The following is a 19787-nucleotide window of genomic DNA, read 5'->3' as shown; positions in this document are numbered from 1 at the left end:
GGTCGCGCCGGGAAGACTCCCGGCGCGACGTCTGCAGCCTCAGCCGCCGCGCAGGTTGCCCAGGCGCGGAGTGCTGCGCCCCAGCGGCATCTTCAGCTTGCCGATCGACAGGATGCGGCTTTCCGCAATGCGGTCGGCCGCACGCTGTGGCGCGATGTTCTCGCGCTGCGACAGTTCGAAGATGCGGGTGAGGTTGTGGTAGATGCTGCGGATCAGGCGCATCGCGCGTTCGCGGTTGTAGCCGTCGATTTCCAGCGACACGTTCATCACGCCGCCGGCGTTGACCGCGTAGTCCGGGGCGTAAAGGATGCCGCGCGCATGCAGTTCGTCGCCGATCTCCAGGCTCGACAGCTGGTTGTTGGCGGTACCACAGATGATCTTGGCCTTGATCCGCGGCAGGGTGTCGGCGTTGATCGCACCTTCCAGTGCACACGGTGCGAACACATCGGCGTTCACCTCGTGGATCTCGTCCGGCTTGACCGCTTCGGCGCCGAAATCGCTGACTGCACGATCAACCAGCGCACTGTCCAGGTCGGTGACATACAGCTTGGCGCCGCGGTCACGCAGCAGTTTCACCAGTTCCATGCCGATGTGGCCCAGGCCCTGCACCGCGATGCTGGTCTTGCCCACTTCCTCATGGCCGAACTTGAAGCGCATCGACGCCATCAGTGCCTGCAGTGCACCGTAGGCCGTGAAAGGCGCCGGATCGCCGGAGCCACCATGGACCTGGTGCACGCCGGTCACGAACTGGCTCTCCAGGTAGATGTTCTCCATGTCGTTGACGTCGGTGCCAACGTCCTCGGCGGTGATGTAGCGGCCGCCCAGCGAATCTACGTAGCGGCCGAAGGCGCGGAACAGTACCTCGGTCTTGTCCGTCTTCGGGTCGCCGATGATCACCGCCTTGCCGCCGCCCACGTTGAGGCCGGCCAGTGCATTCTTGTAGGTCATCGTCCGGCTCAGCCGCAGCGCATCGGCCAGCGCCTCCTCGGTGCTGGCGTAGGGGCGCATGCGCACACCGCCCAGGGCCGGGCCCAAGGTGGTGTTGTGGATGGCGATGATCGCCTTCAGGCCGGCATCGTGGTTGTGGCAGAACACCACTTGTTCGTGGCCGGTGGTGGCGAGGGTTTCGAATAGCATGGCGTCTCCGATGGCACGAACAGCGGCGAACTGCAGCGAACGGCCAGTGAACGGTAGGGTCCCAAAACAAAAAAAGCGACGTCGTCAGTGCAGGGGGACGGGTCGCGCGGCGCCATTCTAGTCCATTCCCCCGGCCGCTGCCGTCGACATCGGCGACCTTCCGGTTAAAGAAGATGAAAGTGCGGCCGATGCTGCGACGACGGCGGGTGGCCGGATTCGCGTGAAGAGGCAGGGCGGTCAGTGACGGCAAGGGCACCACAACGACAGGGCGGGCGGCGATGACGCCGGCCTGGTGGCGATCGCTGCGCGCCTGGCTGGCGCGCTCGACCGGGGCGGCTCCGTTGCGTCTGGCGGCCGCATCGCGACAGGCCGTCGCTGCTGCCGCAGCCAGCCTGCAGGGCGAGGCCCTGCAGGCCGGTGAGATCGCCGCGCACCTGCAGCGCGGCCTGCACGCACTGGCCCTGTACCCACGGCTGGCCGGCGAGCCTGCCCCCGTCCAGGACCCGGCACTGGGCGAAGCGGTGGCGCGCGCGCTGCAGGATCGTGACTGGGCCGCCCGGCACCTGCCGCGACGCCCGCAACTGCTGCCGCAGCTGATCCAGACCGTCAACGACGATGCCGCCTCGGCACGGGTGATGGCGGCGATCATCGGCCAGGACCCGGTGCTGACCGGCAATCTGCTGCGCATCGCCAACAGCCCGGCCTACAAGGTGCATGAGCGGCCGGTGGAAAGCCTGCAGCGTGCGGTGACCCTGGTCGGTACCGAGGGCGTGCGCCAGATCATCAGCGCGGTGCTGGTGCAGCCGGTGATGCAGGTGCAGTGCGGCATGTTTCCGCAGTTCAGCACGATCATCTGGGAACACGCTCTGCTGGCTTCGCGTGCGGCCGCCGATCACGCGCGCACGGTCACCTTCGGCGATGCCTTCGCTGCGCAGTGGCTGGGCCTGGTGCAGGGGCTGGGATCAGCGCTGGTGATGCGCCAGTTGCTGCAGGAAGCGCAGGCGCGCGACGAAACCGTGGAGCCGGCGCTGGCCCTGCAACTGCTGCAGCAATGGTCGTTGCCGCTGGCACAACGCGTGGCTGCAGCCTGGGAGCTGCCCGAGCCCGTGCACCAGGCACTGGCGCCGGAGGCCGATGGCCCACTCGCCGACAGCCTGCGTCTGGCCAGCGCGGCGGCGGCGGCCAGCCTGCTGTGCCGGCATGGACATGCCAGCCAGAGCCGCATGCTGGCCCTGCTCGAACAACTGCCGTCGGCGCCACCGCATGCGCTGCGCTGGATCTGGCGGCGTCTGCATGGGCGCAGCGTGGAAACGCGGGATGAAGCCGGCCAGGAAGAGGTTGGTCCGGTGCACTGAGGGTTGGGCGTTACAGCTGCGATTCCACCGGCAGCCAGCTGATCACGCGCGCGGTCCAGCGCTTGCCCAGGCTGGCACCGGGCTCGGTTTCCACCCAGTGCGGTGGTGGCTGCCGTTCCAGCCAGCGCAGTCCATCGTCGTGGCCGAGCGTCAACCACCAGCTGTGTTCCGGGCTGGCCAGGCGCAGGTACTCGTTGCGCAGCTGTGCCCCCAGCACCGGGTCGTCAAACAGCACGCCCATCTCGGTATTGAGATAGGCCGAGCGCGGGTCGAGGTTGAACGAGCCGACGAAACCGCGGCGATCATCGACCACGAACGCCTTGGTGTGCAGGCTGGCCCCACTACTGCCGAACAGGCTGGTATCGGGCCTGCCGTGTGCCTTCAGTTCGTACAGCTGCACGCCGGCCTTCAGCAGCGGAACGCGGTAGCCCATGTAGCCGCCGTGTACTGCGGCCACGTCGTTGGCGGCCAGCGAGTTGGTGACCACGCCAACCTGCGCACCACGCGCCGCGAGCGCCGACAGCGCCTGCACGCCATCATCGCCAGGCACGAAGTAGGGGGAGATCAACAGCGCATTGCTGCGGGTGCTGTGCAGTTCGTCGCTGAGCGTACTGACCAGCCAGCTACGGCGATCATCGCCGCGGTGCTTCATCGGCGGATCGGAGGCGATGCGCACGTTCGCGCTCCAGTGCAGCGGTTCCGGGCTGGGCCGCTGCAGGGCGCGCGATTCGGCCACGCGCTGCAGGTAGGGCTGTGCCCGGGCATGCATCGCATCCAGGTCTGACTGCCGCACCAGCTGCCGCAACTGTGCATCGGTGTATGAGGCCAGCGCGGCAATCGGGATCGCCGCGCTGCTGTTCCAGTAGTCGTCGAAGATCTGGTTGGCCTGCTGCACCGCCGGCCCGGCCACGACCAGGTCCAGGTCCTGGAAGTTCACATCGTCGCGCGCGCTGAAGTATTCCTCGCCGATGTTGCGGCCGCCGACGATCGCGATGCGGCCATCGGCGATCCAGCTCTTGTTGTGCATGCGGTGGTTGACGCTGAAGGCGCGTTGCACCAGTTCAAGCGTGCGCGCGACGCCGCTGCGGTTGCGGAACGGGTTGTACAGGCGGATCTCGATGTTCGGATGCGCATCGAGCGCCATCATCAGCGCGTCCTTGTCCTTGGCGTTCATGTCATCGAGCAGGATGCGCACGCGCACGCCGCGCTCGGCGGCGTCATACAGCGCCTTGGCCATCAGGTGGCCGATCAGGTCGTCGTGCCAGATGTAGTACTGCAGGTCCAGGCTGCGGCCAGCGTGGGCGGTGATCATCGCGCGCGCGGCGAAGGCATCCATGCCATCACTGAGGAACGCCACGCCCGATTGCCCCGGGTGTGCGTCCTGCAGCGGCACGATCTGCTGGTCGATGCGGGTCTGCGCCGGCTGCAGCGGCAGGACGTGCGAAGGGGCGCCCTGCGCCTGCGGCGTAAGGTGGTCGGCCAGCAGCAGCCCGGACAGGACCAGCAGCAACAGCGCGGCGAGGATGAGTGCAGCGACGCGCAGCAGGCGTCGCCACAGGGGCTTGGGCAGGCTCATGCCCCGATGGTAGAGCCACGCGATGCGTGGATGAAAGCCAACAGGCCCATCGCCGTAGATCCACGCCATGCGTGGATGGCTTCTTCAGACAACGTCACGCCATGCGTGGATGACAGGGGCTTCGCGGTCAGAACCGCTCGTCGCTGCCCAGGTAACGCCACTGCCCCGCAGGCAGCGGTCCCAGTGCCACGCGGCCAATACGCAGCCGACGCACGGCCGTCACCTGCAGGCCGGCAGCGGTGACCGCCACGCGCAGGCCCTTGGCCGTCAGGCCCTTGCCCGCGAAGCGCAGGCGCTGCTCGCTCTGCCAGCTGACCTTGGCGCCGCCCGATTCCTGCTGCAGCCGCGCCATCAACCACGGGCCGCGCTCGGGACCGCCTTCGGCCACTTCGATCAGGTATTCCTGTTCGGTGCGGCCCAGATTGCGCTGCAGATGGGCCAGCGTGGCCGGATCCTGGCTGACCACCACCAGGCCGCTGTCGCTGGCCGGAAGCGAGGCGGCCAGCTGCAGGCCGTGGAAATGGCGCTGCAGCGGACGGATGTCGCTGGCATCAAGTTCGCTGCGGCTGTCACTGCTGACCAGCGCACACAGGGTCTCAGCGGCAACGCCGGCCGGCTTGTGCAGCAGCATGCTGACGCGCTCGGCCTTTTCATCGCTGGCCTGCTCGGCCACCACAATCTCGGCGCTGTCATCGACCGGGCGCTGCGGCTGTTCCACCACCTCGCCGTTGACCGTGACCCAGCCGCCTTCGATGTAGCGTCGCGCTTCGCCGCGCGGGATGCCGAGCAGGGCGGACAGGCGTTTGTCGAGACGGATCGGTTCCATGGCGGAAAGGTCAGGCAGGGGGCGCGCAGTGTAGCTGCTGCGGCCGGTCAGCGCTGGCCGCGGTTGGCCAGCTCGGTCAGGTACAGGCGGGTATCGAACTCCAGCTGCAGGTAGTCCGGCTCCATGTGCTGGCACAGCTGGTAGAAGGCCTTGTTGTGGTCGGCTTCCTTCAGGTGGGCCAGCTCATGCACCACGATCATGCGCAGGAACGCTGCCGGCGCCTGGCGGAACACGGTCGCGATGCGGATCTCACGGCTGGCCTTGAGGCGGCCGCCGTGGACGCGGGAGATGGCGGTATGGGTACCCAGCGCGTGCTTGATCACTTCCAGCGTGTTGTCGTAGCAGACCTTGTTGAGCGGCACCGACTTGCGCAGGTAGCGGTCCTTCAGGTCCTGGGTGTAGTCGTACAGCTGGCGATCGCTGCGCACCTCGTGCGGGTCGGGATAGCGCTGCTGCAGCCAGGGGCCGAGCTTGCCCTGCGCCAGCAGGTCACTGACCTGGGCGACCAGGGGTTCGGGATAGCCGGTGAGGTACTTCAGGACTGCCATGCAGGGGCGGCGGGGCGTCGGTAGAATGGGGCATCCAAGATTACACGCGGTATGCATCGACCATGGCAAAGCCCAACGCGCTGCAGGAACAATTGCTCAAGGCCGGCCTGGCCAAGAAGTCGCAGGCCAGCGCTGCCGCGAGCGCGCAGGCCAAGGCCCGCCAGGGCAAGGCCGAATCGACCTCGGCCGAGGTCCAGCGCGAGGCTGAACGGGCCCGCGCCGAGAAGGTCGAGCGCGACCGCGCGCTGGCCGCCGAGCGCAACGCCCAGGCCAAGCTGGCTGAACAGAAGGCCCAGGCCCGGCAGATCATCACCGCCCATGCCGTGCCCCACAAGGGCGACGACGAGTATCGCTTCAGCGATGGCGCGGCGATCCGCACCCTGCTGATCGACCCCAAGCTGCGCAAGGCGCTGTCGGTCGGCGTACTGGTCATCGTTGCCCACGGCGACGGTTACGCCCTGTTGCCGCGTGCCGCCGCCGAAAAGGTGCGTGAGCGCGCGCCCGAAGCGATCATCGTTGACCACGGCCAGCCGGGCTCGACTGCCGAGATCTCCACCGGCAACGCCGAGGACGACGCCTACTACGCCCAGTTCCAGGTACCCGACGACCTGGTCTGGTAAGCAAAAAGGGGACGGAGGGGATTAAGCCGCAATCGGCTTGATTGAAACCCTCCATGTTCTGCTCATCTTGCTGAAGATCAGCCGGGCATGGCTCGGCTCAACACAGGTCTGCTCCTTTGTGCGCGGGTGTATCGTCCCCATATCAGGCGACACACCTGCGGAGGATGGCCATGGCCACCGGTTGGGCGGGAGACGGCGCGGTCCAGGACCAGATCGACGCCACCGTCGACGATGCGATTGCCCGCGCGCGGCGCCAGCTGCGCGAGGGCCCGGGTCTGGAACATTGTGAGGAATGCGACGCGCCGATTCCGTTGGCGCGGCGTCAGGCTGTGCCTGGTGTTCGACTGTGCGTGGCGTGCCAGCAGGCGCATGACGACGAAGAACAGGCGCATGCCGGCTACAACTGGCGTGGCAGCAAGGACAGCCAGCTGAGGTAAAGGGGTGTTTTATTGCAGGGCTGCGCCCTGCACCTGCCGAAGCCTTCAAGCCTGAGCAACGGCAAGAGCTGGCGTTCCGTGGGGTGGCGGGGCGGTGTCGGATTGCGGGGACGCCGCAAGTACGTCCTTGTAGGCTTGGCAGCCGCATCCATGCGGCTGACACCCCGCAAGCCGACACCGCCCCGCCTCTGACAGATTTCCGCGATCGGGTAGATTCCACCGTGTGTGGATAAGTCTCCATTGAAATCGAAAATTTCGATATCGGAACGATTTGAGCCGAGCATGGCTCGGCTCTACAGCGGCTGCTGGTAGGTGTCGACCTTGGTCGACACATCTGTCAGATATCGAATGAGTCATCCACGCATGGCGTGGATCCACCGTGTCGACCAAGGTCGACACCCACCAGGGCAATGCGTTGTTCCGGCAGATCGCGGAAATCTGTCGAAGGCGGGGTGGGTCCGGTGGCGGGAGTGTCCGCGGCATGGATGCCGCGGCCAAGCCCCCATGGACGGGTTTACGGCGTCTCCCGCCACCGGACCCATCCCGCCATCCCGCAGGAAGCCAGCTTTTGCCGTTGCTTCGGCTGTTGCTGGTGCTGTTGCTCCAGCTCGTAGCGGGTGCAGGGCGCAGCCCTGCCGAAAACCACCCTCAGCCGTCGCCCTGGATGCCACCGGGAGCCTGTGCCGGGTCGCGCCAGCGCCGCACCGTGCGCTGGAAGAACAGGTTGTTCGGCAGCTGCAGCACCGTGCCTTCGTGTCCGTCGCCGGTTTCCTGCAGCGTGGTGTAGATCAGGTTCACGTCGATCACCCGCCCCTTCAGGCCCGGCTTCTCGCCGTTCTCCAGCACCTCGATGTAGTCATGCAGGCGGAACGGGCGGGTGGTGAAGATCAGCAGCGTGCAGAAGATGTTGGACAGCACGCTCCAGGCCGCGAAGAAGGCCACTGCGCCCACGGCCGCGAAGCCGGTGAACGCGGTCCACAGTACCGACGGCGATGCGCCGAGCAGGCTGAGGATGTACAGCACTGCGCTGAAATAGACCACGAAGCTGCTGATCCGGCGCGCACCCATCGCCATCTCCGGCGGCAGCGTGTAGTGCTCGGCGAAGCGGCGGATCAAGCGCCGTGCCAGCATCCGCAGCAGCCACGCGGCCAGCAGGGTGAGCAGGATCTTCACGGCGATGCCCGCGTCGTGGAGCCAAGGGTGGGTCCAGGCCGGCAGGTGATCCTTCAGCGACAACATCATGGGGGCGACGACAGGTGGCAATAACGGCCTTCGATGTTACCCGGCGCGTGCAGTGGATTCGACCGCCGGAGTCCAGGCCAGACAGACCAGCTCCTGGCGGTGCTGCTGCAAGCAGGTGCGGCCGTTTTCTGGACGCAGCTGCAAGGACAGGCCCAATGCCTGCAGCAGTACGCAGGCGGTGATCACCAGCAGGGCGGCGCAGGATGGGCTGGACATGGCACAACTCCTGGACGGCAATTTCGCGAAGGACCTTCCATGGATGCAGCAGCCGTCGAAAAGGTTGCATGGCATCGGTCGTCGATCGGCTCTAAACCTTTTTCCGGGTCGCCGCATCCAAGCGATATGCTCGACACCACCATGCCCGCGCTGCCTGCCGCCAACGACGCCGTCGACGAACCCGCTCTGGTGCGGGCGGCGGCTGCGGGCGACACCGCTGCCTACGAACTGCTGTACCGGCGTCACGCGCCGCGTGTATTCGCTGTCCTGTGGCGGTTGTGTGGCGGCCAGCAGGCACGTGCCGAGGATGCGCTGCAGGAGGCCTTCCTGCAGGCCTGGAAAGCACTACCAGGGTTCCGTTTCGAGAGCAGCCTGTCCACCTGGCTGCATCGGCTGGGCGTCAACGCCGCGCTGATGGAGTTGCGCGGCCGGGCTGCCGGGCAGGACCACGACAGCCTCGATGATATCGACGGCGGCCTGCAGGAACTGGCGGTGCATGACCGTTGTGCCGGCACCGAGCGCGATCTTGAGCGCGCGCTGTCGACACTGCCACCACGGGCGCGTGCGGTACTGGTACTGCACGACATCGAGGGCTGGAAACACCAGGAAATCGCCGAACAACTGCAGATGGCTGTCGGCAGTTCCAAGGCACAGTTGCATCGTGCGCGCGGCCTGTTGCGCGCACGGCTGGGAGACATGACATGAGTACGCACGAACACGATTCCGATCACGACCTGCTGGCCCGGCTGCGCGCGCTGCCAAACGAGCGCGATGTACCCGCCGATGGCTGGGCGCGTCTGTCCGCCCGGCTGCCACCGCGTGAACCGCAGGCAGCACCTGCGCCAGCGGACAACGTGGTGGCCCTGCCTGCGCGTTCGCGACGCCGCTGGTGGCTGCCGGTGGGGGCTGCGCTGGCAGCCAGCCTGGCAGTGTATGCGGTGGCGCCGTGGCGGCATGCGCAGCTGGACACGCCGGTGCCGTCCGCCCTGCAGCTGCAGGCCGCGGCGATGACCGAGCAGTACCAGCAGGCCGTGGCCGCGCTGCCCGATGGCCGGGCGCCGGAATGGCAGCCGGCCCTGCATGAACTGGATGAAAGCGCGGCGCAGATCCGTGCCGCCCTGGCGCAGGACCCGCGTGCGCCGCACCTGCTTGGCCAGCTCAAGCGTACCTACACGCTGCGGCTGGAACTGACCCGGCAGGCGGCCTATGCCGCCGAGTCCGGCTTGACGACCTGAGGAGACTGCCATGACCCGAACCCTGATTTCCTGCTGTGTCGCGCTGCTGCTGGCCCCTGCCGTGGCGCTGGCCGACACCCGCATCGACGAGCGGCATACCCTGGCCGCGGGCGGTCGCATCGAGCTGAGCAACGTCGCCGGCAAGGTGACCGTGCGTGGTTGGGACCGCAATGACGTGCAGCTCACCGGCACGCTCAGCGACGGCCTGCAGCTGCGGCAGGAGAAAAGCGCCAACCGCGTGCGCTGGGAGATCGAATACCCGCGCCGCAACAACAACGGTGGGGCCACGCTGGTGCTGAACGTGCCGCGCTCGGTGGAGCTGTTGCTGAGCACGGTCAGCGCCAGCCAGGACATCAGCGGCATCGACGTGCGACGGCTGCAGGCCGACACGGTCAGCGGCAGCCTGAGCGCATCTGGCCGCAGTGGTGACAGCAAGCTCAACACGGTCAGTGGCAGCGTCAGCGCACGCCTGCAGACGCCAAAACTGGATGTGAACACCGTCAGTGGCCGGATCGAGGCCGGCGGCGGCGTGTCCGGTGATATCGGTGCGCAGACGGTATCCGGACGGGTCGAGGTCGACGCCGGGCGCGTGCAGCGGCTGGCGGTGGAGACCGTCTCGGGCAGCATCGACCTGGCAGCAGCCGGATTGGCGCCCGGCGGCCGCGTCAATGTCGAATCGGTCAGTGCCTCGGTCACGCTGAGCCTGCCGCGCACGGTGTCGGCACAGCTGTCGGTGAACAGCTTCAGCGGCTCGATCAACAGCGATGCCGGTCAGGTGGAGCGGCCGCGCTATGGGCCGGGCAGCCATCTCGATACGCGTCTGGGCGGCGGTGATGGAGACATCCGCATCCAGTCGCATTCGGGCAGTGTGCGGGTGCGGCTGGACCGCTGAGCACGGTCCGGCAGGCCGCGGCGGCAGCGCCGCCGCGGTCAGTACTGGGTCAGCTGGCTTTCTTCAGCGCCCAGGTGGTGCCGAGGACTTCGATCTTGCCACCGGCCTTGCGGAACGCTGCCAGGTCCGAAGCGATCGAATCGCTGCTGACCACGGTGCTGGCGGCCGCGCCCTTGCGTTCGCTGCGGATGCTGTTGCTGGCCTTCGCGGGGGTCTTTGCCTTGCGGGGCATGGTTGCTCCTGTCAGGTGGAAGGGGAGGAAAGCGCCCAGGCGTCGGCCTGGCGCAGGTAGTCCTGCCGCTCGCGGCGGCAGTCATCGCCGCCCATCGAAAACTGGCGGCAGATCGCCGGGCGCTGCGAATAGATCGTGCAGCGCAGGTGATAGGGATCGATCGCCGCGCACCAGCCTTCCTCGTTGCGCGCCATCACGGCACGGCCGTGGGTGTCGCGTGACAGGAACTGGCCAGGCACGTGGTCGCCGGGCTGCAGCAGCACGGGCAGCCGGCAACAGACCGCGTCACAACGGCGGCAGTCGACGGGTGCAGGTGTTGCGTCAGGTTGTAAGGCCACAGGGGCCTGGCGGGTGCCCAAAGCGGGTCTCGATGGCGGCTCAGGTGCTGCGCGGACCATGAACGAGCCAGGAAGGCATGGCCGCTAGGCCCGCAGGGCGGGCCAGGCTGCACTGTGAACACACACCGGCGTGGCCGGTGGAAGGTGCAGCGGGGTTCTAGCCGACCAAGAGTAACTTAGACCGCGTAACGTTTTGTTAATCCTGGCTGGCTGCCGCCAGCGCAAGGCCCTGGACCACGCCCAGCGAGGGTTCGCCGTGGACCATGCGGGCGCCCGGGAAGGCCTCGGCCACGGCTTGGCGCAGGTAGCCGGCACGGGACATGCCGCCGGTCAGGAACACCGCATCCGGGTCGCCGCCGATGTCGCTGCGGACCTGGGCCAGCAGCTCGCGGATCTGCTCCAGGTAGCCATGGGCGGCGCCGGCCAGGCCATCGGCGCTGCTGTCGGCATGCAGGTCGCGGGCGATGTAGTCCAGCGTGCTCCGATGCTCGCTGGCGGCGCTGAGGGCGATCTTGGCGCGCTCGACGTCGCGGTACAGGCGGGCGGTATTGCCGGTGTCCTGCAGGGCCTGCAGGCGCGTGCCCCACGGGTCGTCGACATGGTCGTACTTGTGCTGGCGGAAGTCGCGCTGGCGGGTCATGTCCTGCACGGTGGCCGCTTCCACGTAGTGGTGGGCGGGCACGCGGGTGATGCCGCGGCCGAACAGCGGCATGTAGCTGGACAGGCTCAGGGCCAGGTCGATGTCGGTACCGCCGCGGGCGATACCCCAGGCGCGGTGGATGCGCGGGGCGTCGTTTCCGCCGACTTCGGCATGCGCGATATCGGTGGTACCGCCGCCGATGTCGACGATCACCGCCTGGTGCCGCTCGCGGCTTTCGGCGTGGTAGTGCATGGCCGCCGCCGCGGGTTCTTCGAGGAAATCGATCTGGTCGAAGCCGGCCTGGGTGGCAGCCTCGCGCAGGATGTCCAGCGCCTGGTCATTGCCGGCCGCGCCGATCGAGCTGCGGAACTGCACCGGGCGCCCGAGCAGGGCCGAGCGCAGTGGTTGGCCGAGCTGGGCGCTGGCGGTCAGGCGGATGTGCTCGAGGATGTGCGCGGCGATGCCGGTGATGGTCTGCTTGGCGCGCGGGTGCAGGTTGTAGCCCAGCATCGACTTCGGGCTCTGCACCAGGTTGCCTTCGTGTTCCTCGAAATAGGCTTCCAGCGCTTCGTCGCCGTAGACTGCGTTCTGCAGCAGGTCGCTGGCGCTGCGTTCCTTGCCGGCACGGGCCTCCATCCATTCCCGGCGCAGTGCGCGCAGGGCTTCCCGGCGCAGTGCCTGTGGCGTGCGTTCCTGGCCGGCGGCACGGGCCGCGCGCGCGGCGCTGTCGATCATCTGCTGCAGCTGGTGCTCCTGGCCGTCATCGAGCTGGAAGTCGTCCGGATCGGGCACCACGCCTGGGAAATAAACGCTGGTGCGGAACTGCTCGGCATCGCCGAAGCGGATCGGCAGCAGTTTCCCCTCATGCACGATGGCGGCGGCGGAGTTGCTGGTACCGAAGTCGATGCCGAGGCGCATGGGGAGTTCCGGGGGCGGTCAGGGGCCGCGCACTCTGCTGCAGTTCGCCGCCGACTGCAAGTTCCAGGGGCGTGCTGTTCTGGTTCGGGTCCAGTGGCCAGCCCGGAGCCTGTCCGGAAAAGGGGCAGGGAAGCCAGCCGGTTACAATGGCGGCTGTTGATTCACTTGGAGGTACTTGCCGATGTCGTCTGTTCCCGCCTGCCCGCAGTGCACCCTGGAAAACACCTATGCCGATGGCGCGCTGTGGATCTGCGCCGATTGCGGTTTCGAATGGACCGCCGAGGAAAGCGCCGGTTCGACCCTGGTCGTGCGTGACAGCAACGGCAATACCCTGCAGGCCGGCGACACCGTCACCGTGATCAAGGACCTGAAGGTGAAGGGGTCTTCGATCCCGCTCAAGCAGGGCACCGTGATCCGCAACATCCGCCTGGTTGACGATGATGCCGAGCACATCGAAGGCAACTCGGACAAGATCAAGGGCCTGGTCCTGAAGACCTGCTTCCTCAAGAAGGCCTGATCGGTCTCAGCGCCTGGCCTGCTGCTGCGCGCGCCAGCGGGCCAGGCTGTCCAGCTTGGCCTGGTAGCGTGCCTGCTCCGGTGCACCGCCGAGCAGCCGCGCGCGGGTCAGTTCACGGTCGGCGCGCTCGAGCTGGCCGGACAGGAAATACACGCGCGCCAGCCCGAAGTGGAACTGGTGCGCGGTGTCATACAGGCGCACGGCCTGCCGGTAATAGCGGATGGCTTCGGCCAGCTTTCCGGCCTGTTCGGCCTGCGTGCCCAGCATGTACTGCGCGAACGGATCCTCGCGCTGCACCGATGCCAGGCGGCGCGCCAGTGCATTGGCCTGCGCATCCAGCCCCAGCCGCCGGTACAGCGCGCTGGCGTTGGTCAGCGCCGCATCCTGGCGGCCGTCCAGGCGCAGGGCGCGGTCCAGTGCCTGCCGCGCCGCATCGGTGTTGCCCTCACGGTTGTCGAGCACGCCCAGGTTGTTCCAGACCGAGGGGAACGCGCGATCCTGCACGACCGAGGCATCGAAGAACGCGCGGGCGCCGACGAGGTCTCCTTCGGCCATGCGCTCGGCACCACGATTGTTGTAGAAGTGGGCCAGTGCACGCGCGCGGCTGACCGGCTGCGGGCCGTGGCGGTCGTAGAGCACGTTGCGATCGAGGTCGACCGTGGCGTAACGCCCCGCGATCTCCACGCCCGCGTTGACGTGGCCCACGCTGTAGACCACACCGGCGTCCTGGTCCTGGTACCAGGACACGACCTGGCCGACTTCCTGCACGCGGGCCTGGATGCCAGCCTCGCGCGCCAGTGCCACGAACATCAGCGTGAAGGCCAGGCAATTGGCGCGGCGCTGCTGCCAGACTTCGCCCACGGTGTAGGTTGCGTTCGCGTCGTACTGCAGGTCCAGTCCCTGCCGGCCGAAGATCATTTCCACCAGCGCCTGCAGCCGCTGCTCGCGCGATGAACTGCGGTCCATCACCTGCGCCTGCAGCATCGCGCGCATTGCGGGAGGAATCGCAAAGACCTGTTCCGGTGAGGGAATTTCCGCCGGGGTGATGCTTCCGATGGGCGGGATTGCATCGGTGCGCGGGCGGTCCTGTGCGCAGAGTGGCGCGGCCATCAAGGCGGCCAGGGCCACGACGAAGATGTGGGCGGCAGGGCGGTACATGACAGTTCCCGGCAGCGGCGGGCGCTCCCGCCTGCAGCGAGTGTAGACCCGGCGGCGGCGCGCTGCAGTGACCGTTGGTCGGCGCGTGGCGGCACCCTGATTCATCCACAACCGATGTGGACCAGCGCTCGACAAAGCTGTGGACAACCGGGTCCAGGCCTCACCGGGCAAGCGTTGTGAGTGCATGGTGAAAAAACCACCAGCTTGCCGCAGGGCAGCGCAGGCGGGATGATCCGGGTATGGATTTCTCTCCGCTGACGCTGGCGCCAGCGCAGTGGCAGGCGCTGCAGGACAGCTACGCAACGCCGCCCCGCGCCTACCACCACTTCGGACACGTACGCGCGGTGCTGCAGCACTGCCAGGACGTGGCTGACGGCCCGGGCTGGCAGGGGCCCGCCGAGGTGTACCTGGCCGTGCTCTACCATGACGCGATCTATGTGGCGGGGCGCAAGGACAACGAAGCGCGTTCGGCGGCGCTGGCCCTGCAGGCGATCGCAGGGGCCCCGGAACTGGCCGGCGTCGACGCCGCGCGGGTCGAGCAGTTGATCCTGCTGACCGCCCGTCATGGTGATCTGGGCCCGGACGACGTTGATGCCGAGGCCGCGCTGTTCCTGGACTGCGACATGGCGATCCTGGCAGCGCCCGAGCCGGTGTTCGCTGCTTACGATCGTGGCGTGGCCGAAGAGTACAAGGGGGTCGTGCCGGGCTTCCTGTACCGCGCCGGGCGTCGCCGTTTCCTGCAGGGGCTGCTGCGGGCGCCGCGCATCTTCCTCAGTGACTTCTTCCACCAGCGCCTGGACGCAGCCGCGCGGGAAAACCTGCGCCGACAGCTGGCCCGCTGAGCCAGCCCGGTACACTGGGGCCTGCTTCCACCGATTGTCGCTTCCGACTGTGTCCGTCCCTGATCCCGATCCCCGCCCGCTGCCCCCCGAAGAGCCCGGTCCCAACGAGTGCTGTGGCAGCGGCTGTCCGCTGTGCGTGCTGGATCTGTATGCCGATGAGCTGCAGCGCTATCGCAAGGCGCTGGCCGAATGGAAGGCACGGCATCCGGAGGCAGCGCCATGAGCCGTGCACGCCCGGCGGCAGTGCTGGCACTGGTGGCGTTGCTGCTGTTCGCCGCCACAGCGCTGTGGACCCAGTTCGCACGCAGCGATCTGGACTGGGTGCGGGCCACGCTCAGCCTCTACCTGCACGGGCCGTGGGGGTTGGTGCTGCGCGCTGCGTACTGCCTGCTGGCGCTGGCCATCGCGGTGCTTGGCATTGCGCTGTATCGCGGCAGCATCGGCCCACGGCGCAGCGCGGCGGCGCCGCTGTTGTTCACTGTCTCCGCACTGGGGCTGGCGACGGTCGCCATCGGTGACAGCTGGCTGCCCGACGCCACGCCACTGCTGGCGCCGTTCATCCATGGGGTGGCGGCCAACACCGCATTCCTCTGCGCCAGCGTCGGCATGCTGCTGCAGGCCTGGTACCTGCGCCGCGAACCGGGCTGGCAGTCTGCCGCCGGCCTGCTCTGGGGCTGGGCCTGGCTGGCCTTCGTGCTGTTGTGGCTGCACGTACTGTGGCGCGGCGGTCCGCCACGCGGGCTGGGCCAGAAGGCTGTGATCGTGGTGATCGTGGGCTGGCTGTTGTACCTGGCGCTGGCGTTGTACCAGCGCGGTCGCCGTACCGCGGCCCACTGAATCCCCAACGGCCTGCGCCGGTACGTGCCGTGCACGCGGCGGCGGCGTATCGTGTGCGCATTCCATCGGGGATGCGATATGAAGCGTGCAGGGCTGGGCAGGGCAATGGGTGTGGTTCTGGCGCTGGCAGCGCTGCCGGCAATGGCGGCGGCCAACGTGCAGCAGTTCAGCCACGGGCGGTTCGAGCAGATTCCGGTGCACCTGCCGGCCGGCACGCCGCAGCGGGTGGTGATCTGGTTCCATGAACCGACCGCCGGTGGTGATACCAGCCGCCTTCCGATCGAGGCCCTGCGTGCCGATGGCGCGATGGTCGCTGCCGTGGACATCGCGCACCTGCGCAGCGTGCTCAAGCGCGAGGGTGATCCGACCTGTTCGTTCGGTTCCGGCGACGTCGAGAACTTCTCGCGCTGGTTGCAGGCCTCCCTGCATCTGCCCGGCTACCACCTGCCGCTGGTCGGTGGTGATGGCGAAGGCGCCGAGATGGCCTACACGCTGGCCGCGCAAGCCGACACCCAGGTGTTCGCCGGCCTGCTGACCACCGGCTTCTGCCCGGACCACAGCCACGAACGCATGGTCTGTGGCGACGGTGTGAAGCACAACAAGCTGCAGCCTGCCGAGTTGAATTTCCCGTGGCTGAGCGCCGCCGGCGACCATGGCTGCAAGGTTGGCGAGGCCAGCCGCTTCGTGCAGCAGGTGGCGGTGGCGCGCGAGTTCAAGCGCACCGCACGCGGCGATGCTTCACCGGGCCTGGTGGCGGCGGCGCGGGTGATGGGCGCGCAGGTGGGCGTCAGCCTGGCACCGCCCCCGGCCGCGCTGAAGGGCCTGCCCGTAGTGGAGGTGCCCGCTGCCGGCAATGGCGACACGTTGGCCGTGTTCGTTTCCGGCGATGGCGGCTGGGCCGGCCTGGACAAGGACGTGGCATCGTCGCTCAACGAACATGGCGTGGCCGTGATCGGCATCGACTCGCTGCGCTACTTCTGGAGCGAGCGCACGCCGAAGGGCTTCGCCACTGACCTGCAGAAGATCATCGATCACTACCGCCAGCAGTGGCATCGCGACAAGGTGATGCTGATCGGTTTCTCGCAGGGTGCCGACGTGCTGCCGGCCACCATCAACCAGCTTGATGCCGGCACCCGCGAGGCGCTGGACCGTATCGTGCTGCTGTCGGTGGGCAGGAAGGCGGACTTCGAATTCCATGTCAGCAACTGGCTGGGTGGCGGCGGCGACGGCCTGCCGATCGCGCCGGAAGTGGCGAAGCTGCCGGCGGCGAAGACCCTCTGCGTGTATGGCGACAAGGATGACGACGCGCTGTGCCCGGACCTGCCGGCCAGCGACGGCGTGCAGAAGGTGAAGCTGCCGGGCGACCATCACTTCAATGGTGATTACGACCGCCTGGCCGAAGTGATCCTCAAGGGCGGCGCGTAGCGCCGGGCCACGCTGGCCAGCGTGTTGGTAGATGCCGACCTTGGTCGGCGCTGGCGTGTCGACCAAGGTCGACACCTACCGGGTGGTGCGGGGCGTCAGTTCCGCCGCGGGTCCAGCGAGATCAAACGCGTGGCATCCAGCAGCGCAGCCGGCAGGTGCATGCCGCCAGGTGCGGCGAGATAGCGCGGCCGCCACTGAGGGTCGAACTTCGACTTGAAGCGGCGCAGGCCACTGAAGCCATAGAAGCGTTCGCCATGCCGTGCCAGCAGGCCGGCCAGCCGGTTCCAGCGCCCTGCCAGGCGATGCTGGGCCAGCCCGGACAGCGGCGCCATGCCCAGCGAGAAGCGCGCATAGCCCTGCGCGCGTCCCCACAGGAACAGCTCGATGAACAGGAAGTCCATCGTGCCCTTCGGTGCCTCGTTGACGTGGCGCATGAGGTCCACCGACAGCTCGGCACCGGCCGGGGCCTGCCACAGGTTGGCGAATGCCACGATCTGGCCCTCGGCTTCGACCAGTGCCACCGGGAAGCGCGCCAGGTAATCGGGATCGTAGCTGCCCAGCGAGAACCCCTTCTCGTCGCCGGCCTTGTCTTCCAGCCACGCGTTGGAGATCGCGTGCAGGCGCGGAAGCAGGCTGGGAACCCCTTCCACCGGTGCCACGCGGAACGTCAGGCCCCCGCGCTTGCCACGGTTCCAGGCCTGGCGAAGGTCGGCGCGTTCGCGGCCTTCCAGGCCGAAGTCGTGCAGTGGCACGATCGCTTCCTCGCCCAGCTTGACCAGGCCCAGGCCAAGGTCGAGATAGGTCTGCCAGTAAGTCTCGCCGATCTGGTAGAACACGGGGCGCAGGCCGAGCCGGTCGGCTTCCTCGCGGAAGCGCCAGATCAGCGCGCGCGCGACCTCGGGCGGGCCGACCGGATCGCCCATCGCGATCAGCGATCCGCCGTAGCGCTGCATCATCACGAAGCCCTGCTTGGCGTCATCGCGCAGCACCGCCTTGTCGGCGGTCAGCACCAGGCAGGCCTGGGTGTCGGTGGCACCGGCCAGGACCGGGGCCAGTGACCGCAACGTGGCTTCGTCGGCCGGTGGCAGCGGGCTGCGGGTGCTGTGCAGCAGCCGCGCCAGGCCGAACATCACCAGTGCAATGGCGACCACCAGCAGGGCGCGCAGCGCACGCGGTGCGTTGCCGGATATCGCAAACTGCCACCACAGCTCGTTCTGGTATTCGACATGGCTGTAGGTGAAGAACAACAGCCAGGTGACCGCCACCAGCACCAGGCCGAGGTTGCGCAGCCATGGCCACGACCATGCTTCATCCAGCAGCGCGCCCTGGCGATAGAACTCGCGGCGCGCAGCCCACAGCGCCATCGCCACCAGCAGGGCGGAGACCGCGATCAACGGTTGGCCACCGCGCAGCCACAGTGGCAACGGGGTGATCACGCACACGGCCATCGCCAGCATCCACGCGGCATGGCTGCGCCGGGCCAGGCCCTGGCCGATCAGCAACAGGGCGACGCCGCTGAGGCTGCCGATCAGATGGGAGGTCTCCAGGATCGGCAGTGATGCGTTGAGCAGGTGGCGGCGCGGCGTGGGCAATGTGCCGTCGATGACCAGTGCAGCACCGATGCTGAACACCGCCAGCGCGATGATCTGCGGAAGCCACGGCCGCAGTGCGTTCCAGCCGGCACGGGTTGCCCCGGCACTGGCCTGCAGCGGTTGCCGCAGCGCCGGCGCCAGTGCCAGCAGGGTGGCCAGCAGCAGCGGCAGCACGTAGTAGGTGACGCGGTAGATCAACGCCGCAGCCAGCACCGCAGCTGGTGCGACCTGTGGCAGCAGCTTCAGCAGGCTCCATTCGAACACGCCGAGGCCGGCGGGCACGGTCGACACCAGTCCGGCCAGCACCGCGACCAGGTACAGGCCAACGAAGCCGGGCAGGCCGGTCGGCGTCGAATCCGGCAGCAACACATAGAACGCGGCGCTGGCCAGCACCAGCTCGATCACGCTGAGCACGGTGACGCCGATCATGGTGCGTCGGTCGGGCAGCCACAGCGCATGGCCGAGCACGCTGAACTGACGCCCATCGCGGCCGACCAGCAGCAGGGTGGCCGCATAGGCCAGCAGCGCGACGATGCCGACCACGCGCACCGCATCCGGGTCCAGCGGCAGTGCAAGTGCCGCGGCCGCCGACTCCATGCACAGTGCCACGCTGATCAGCAGCCAGGCACCGAACACGAAGCCGAGCGTGCTCATCAGCACGACCTGGCCGATCTGCGCCAGGTCCAGGCCGGCGGTGCGATAGCCGCGCAGGCGCACCGCACCGCCGGTCAGCGCGGCAAAGCCCACGGTCTGGCCAAGCGTGTGTGCAAGGAACGCCGTAATGCCGATGCGCGCCGGATGCACGCGGATGCCGCTGCGGCGCAGGCCGATGGCATCGAAGCCGATCAGGCAGGCATAGCTGGCCAGGCCCAGCACGACAGTAAGTGCGATCTGCGCGCCACTGAGCTGGTGGAAGGCATGGCGGATGGCGCGGTAGCCGTTCTCATCGAACTCGTTGGCCAGGCCGTGCAGCGCCAGCGCAAGGATCAGCAGCGGGACGACGATGGTGAGGACCCGCTTCCATGCCGGGGTGGAGGGAGCGGTGGCGGGGTCGGTGGTTTCGGTCATCGGCGCAAGCGTGCGTCAGGGAGGGCGAGGGCGGTGTCAATGCAGCCGTGGCGCATCGTGCGCCTGTCGCTGGCATTTGACCAGCGCCGCTGTCGGAAGCCGGTAGTGCCCGTGCGTGGATGGCTGCCCTGCACCC

At 67.9% G+C, this 19787-nt stretch carries 22 protein-coding genes; 11 read left to right on the top strand and 11 right to left on the bottom strand.

From position 1 onward, the window contains the following. Positions 1 to 39: 39 nt before the first annotated feature. Positions 40 to 1137 (bottom strand): Glu/Leu/Phe/Val dehydrogenase dimerization domain-containing protein, encoded by a 1098-nt coding sequence (locus EZ304_RS05645; RefSeq protein ID WP_099552109.1) that lies wholly within the window; start codon positions 1135 to 1137, stop codon positions 40 to 42. Positions 1138 to 1415: 278 nt separating this feature from the next. Between EZ304_RS05645 and EZ304_RS05640 the strand changes: the two genes are divergently transcribed. Beyond that, positions 1416 to 2492 carry an HDOD domain-containing protein gene (locus EZ304_RS05640; protein ID WP_142806516.1) on the top strand — a complete coding sequence of 359 codons (1077 nt, stop codon included), beginning with the start codon at positions 1416 to 1418 and terminating at the stop codon, positions 2490 to 2492. 10 nt (positions 2493 to 2502) lie between these two features. Here the strand turns inward: EZ304_RS05640 and EZ304_RS05635 are convergent, their stop codons facing one another. The 3 genes from EZ304_RS05635 to EZ304_RS05625 form a co-directional block, all read right to left on the bottom strand. Continuing rightward, positions 2503 to 4092 (bottom strand): phospholipase D family protein, encoded by a 1590-nt coding sequence (locus EZ304_RS05635; protein ID WP_099552124.1) that lies wholly within the window; start codon positions 4090 to 4092, stop codon positions 2503 to 2505. A gap of 103 nt (positions 4093 to 4195) precedes the next feature. Continuing rightward, the gene (locus EZ304_RS05630; protein ID WP_099603914.1) at positions 4196 to 4894 is read right to left on the bottom strand and encodes an RNA pseudouridine synthase; all 699 of its coding nucleotides are present in this window, start codon (positions 4892 to 4894) and stop codon (positions 4196 to 4198) included. A 47-nt stretch (positions 4895 to 4941) separates the two neighbouring features. Beyond that, positions 4942 to 5442, bottom strand: coding sequence for a M48 metallopeptidase family protein (locus EZ304_RS05625; RefSeq protein ID WP_010482861.1), 501 nt, complete (start codon positions 5440 to 5442; stop codon positions 4942 to 4944). 62 nt (positions 5443 to 5504) lie between these two features. Here EZ304_RS05625 and EZ304_RS05620 point away from each other — a divergent pair, with 62 nt between their 5' ends. Beyond that, positions 5505 to 6062 carry a DUF2058 domain-containing protein gene (locus EZ304_RS05620; protein WP_099552106.1) on the top strand — a complete coding sequence of 186 codons (558 nt, stop codon included), beginning with the start codon at positions 5505 to 5507 and terminating at the stop codon, positions 6060 to 6062. A 170-nt stretch (positions 6063 to 6232) separates the two neighbouring features. Next, the gene (locus EZ304_RS05615; RefSeq protein ID WP_142806515.1) at positions 6233 to 6499 is read left to right on the top strand and encodes a DksA/TraR family C4-type zinc finger protein; all 267 of its coding nucleotides are present in this window, start codon (positions 6233 to 6235) and stop codon (positions 6497 to 6499) included. A 648-nt stretch (positions 6500 to 7147) separates the two neighbouring features. Here EZ304_RS05615 and EZ304_RS05605 read toward each other — a convergent pair. Both EZ304_RS05605 and EZ304_RS05600 read right to left on the bottom strand, forming a co-directional pair. Next, positions 7148 to 7741: a mechanosensitive ion channel family protein gene (locus EZ304_RS05605; RefSeq protein WP_134528567.1), complete on the bottom strand. Its 594-nt coding sequence runs from the start codon at positions 7739 to 7741 to the stop codon at positions 7148 to 7150. A 36-nt stretch (positions 7742 to 7777) separates the two neighbouring features. After that, entirely contained in the window at positions 7778 to 7957 is a 180-nt protein-coding gene (locus EZ304_RS05600) for a hypothetical protein (protein ID WP_142806513.1), read from the bottom strand. Positions 7958 to 8083: 126 nt separating this feature from the next. On the opposite strand from EZ304_RS05600, the gene EZ304_RS05595 reads away from it, so the two are divergent. The 3 genes from EZ304_RS05595 to EZ304_RS05585 are packed head-to-tail and all read left to right on the top strand — an operon-like array spanning position 8084 to position 10084. Further along, on the top strand, positions 8084 to 8662 hold the full coding sequence (locus EZ304_RS05595; RefSeq protein WP_099552103.1) for an RNA polymerase sigma factor: 579 nt from the start codon (positions 8084 to 8086) through the stop codon (positions 8660 to 8662). Next, positions 8659 to 9192: a hypothetical protein gene (locus tag EZ304_RS05590; RefSeq protein WP_099552102.1), complete on the top strand. Its 534-nt coding sequence runs from the start codon at positions 8659 to 8661 to the stop codon at positions 9190 to 9192. Before EZ304_RS05595 ends, EZ304_RS05590 begins: the two co-directional genes overlap by 4 nt. A gap of 10 nt (positions 9193 to 9202) precedes the next feature. Beyond that, complete coding sequence (locus EZ304_RS05585) at positions 9203 to 10084, top strand: DUF4097 family beta strand repeat-containing protein (protein ID WP_142806512.1); 882 nt, start codon at positions 9203 to 9205, stop codon at positions 10082 to 10084. Positions 10085 to 10133: 49 nt separating this feature from the next. On the opposite strand, the gene EZ304_RS05580 is transcribed toward EZ304_RS05585, so the two are convergent. From EZ304_RS05580 to EZ304_RS05570, 3 genes are all read right to left on the bottom strand, one after another. Next, positions 10134 to 10316, bottom strand: a complete 183-nt coding sequence (locus EZ304_RS05580) for a hypothetical protein (RefSeq protein ID WP_005410566.1) — start codon at positions 10314 to 10316, stop codon at positions 10134 to 10136. An 11-nt stretch (positions 10317 to 10327) separates the two neighbouring features. Next, positions 10328 to 10579, bottom strand: coding sequence for a YkgJ family cysteine cluster protein (locus EZ304_RS05575; RefSeq protein ID WP_005410565.1), 252 nt, complete (start codon positions 10577 to 10579; stop codon positions 10328 to 10330). Between the two features lie 271 nt (positions 10580 to 10850). Further along, a complete protein-coding gene (locus tag EZ304_RS05570; protein ID WP_142806511.1) occupies positions 10851 to 12212 on the bottom strand; it encodes an Hsp70 family protein in 1362 nt (453 codons plus the stop codon). A 181-nt stretch (positions 12213 to 12393) separates the two neighbouring features. Here EZ304_RS05570 and EZ304_RS05565 point away from each other — a divergent pair, with 181 nt between their 5' ends. Next, positions 12394 to 12729, top strand: coding sequence for a zinc ribbon domain-containing protein YjdM (locus EZ304_RS05565; protein WP_099552098.1), 336 nt, complete (start codon positions 12394 to 12396; stop codon positions 12727 to 12729). A gap of 6 nt (positions 12730 to 12735) precedes the next feature. Here the strand turns inward: EZ304_RS05565 and EZ304_RS05560 are convergent, their stop codons facing one another. Beyond that, on the bottom strand, positions 12736 to 13887 hold the full coding sequence (locus EZ304_RS05560; RefSeq protein WP_142806510.1) for a transglutaminase-like domain-containing protein: 1152 nt from the start codon (positions 13885 to 13887) through the stop codon (positions 12736 to 12738). Positions 13888 to 14126: 239 nt separating this feature from the next. Here EZ304_RS05560 and EZ304_RS05555 point away from each other — a divergent pair, with 239 nt between their 5' ends. The 4 genes from EZ304_RS05555 to EZ304_RS05540 all read left to right on the top strand — a co-directional run bounded on the left by EZ304_RS05555 (position 14127) and on the right by EZ304_RS05540 (position 16991). After that, positions 14127 to 14729 (top strand): HD domain-containing protein, encoded by a 603-nt coding sequence (locus EZ304_RS05555; RefSeq protein ID WP_142806509.1) that lies wholly within the window; start codon positions 14127 to 14129, stop codon positions 14727 to 14729. 49 nt (positions 14730 to 14778) lie between these two features. Further along, entirely contained in the window at positions 14779 to 14952 is a 174-nt protein-coding gene (locus tag EZ304_RS05550) for an oxidoreductase-like domain-containing protein (RefSeq protein ID WP_088026730.1), read from the top strand. Next, a complete protein-coding gene (locus tag EZ304_RS05545; protein WP_142806508.1) occupies positions 14949 to 15566 on the top strand; it encodes a DUF998 domain-containing protein in 618 nt (205 codons plus the stop codon). Before EZ304_RS05550 ends, EZ304_RS05545 begins: the two co-directional genes overlap by 4 nt. 78 nt (positions 15567 to 15644) lie before the next feature. Beyond that, positions 15645 to 16991 carry a virulence factor family protein gene (locus EZ304_RS05540; protein ID WP_313770302.1) on the top strand — a complete coding sequence of 449 codons (1347 nt, stop codon included), beginning with the start codon at positions 15645 to 15647 and terminating at the stop codon, positions 16989 to 16991. Between the two features lie 95 nt (positions 16992 to 17086). Here the strand turns inward: EZ304_RS05540 and mprF are convergent, their stop codons facing one another. Then, entirely contained in the window at positions 17087 to 19651 is a 2565-nt protein-coding gene (gene mprF / locus EZ304_RS05535) for a bifunctional lysylphosphatidylglycerol flippase/synthetase MprF (RefSeq protein WP_142806506.1), read from the bottom strand. Between the last annotated feature and the right edge of the window lie 136 nt (positions 19652 to 19787).

The sequence above is a fragment of the Stenotrophomonas maltophilia genome (genome assembly GCF_006974125.1).
Taxonomy (GTDB): domain Bacteria; phylum Pseudomonadota; class Gammaproteobacteria; order Xanthomonadales; family Xanthomonadaceae; genus Stenotrophomonas; species Stenotrophomonas maltophilia_O.
Note: the sequence above shows the minus strand (reverse complement) of the source record. Positions and strands in the feature narration are given on the sequence as shown.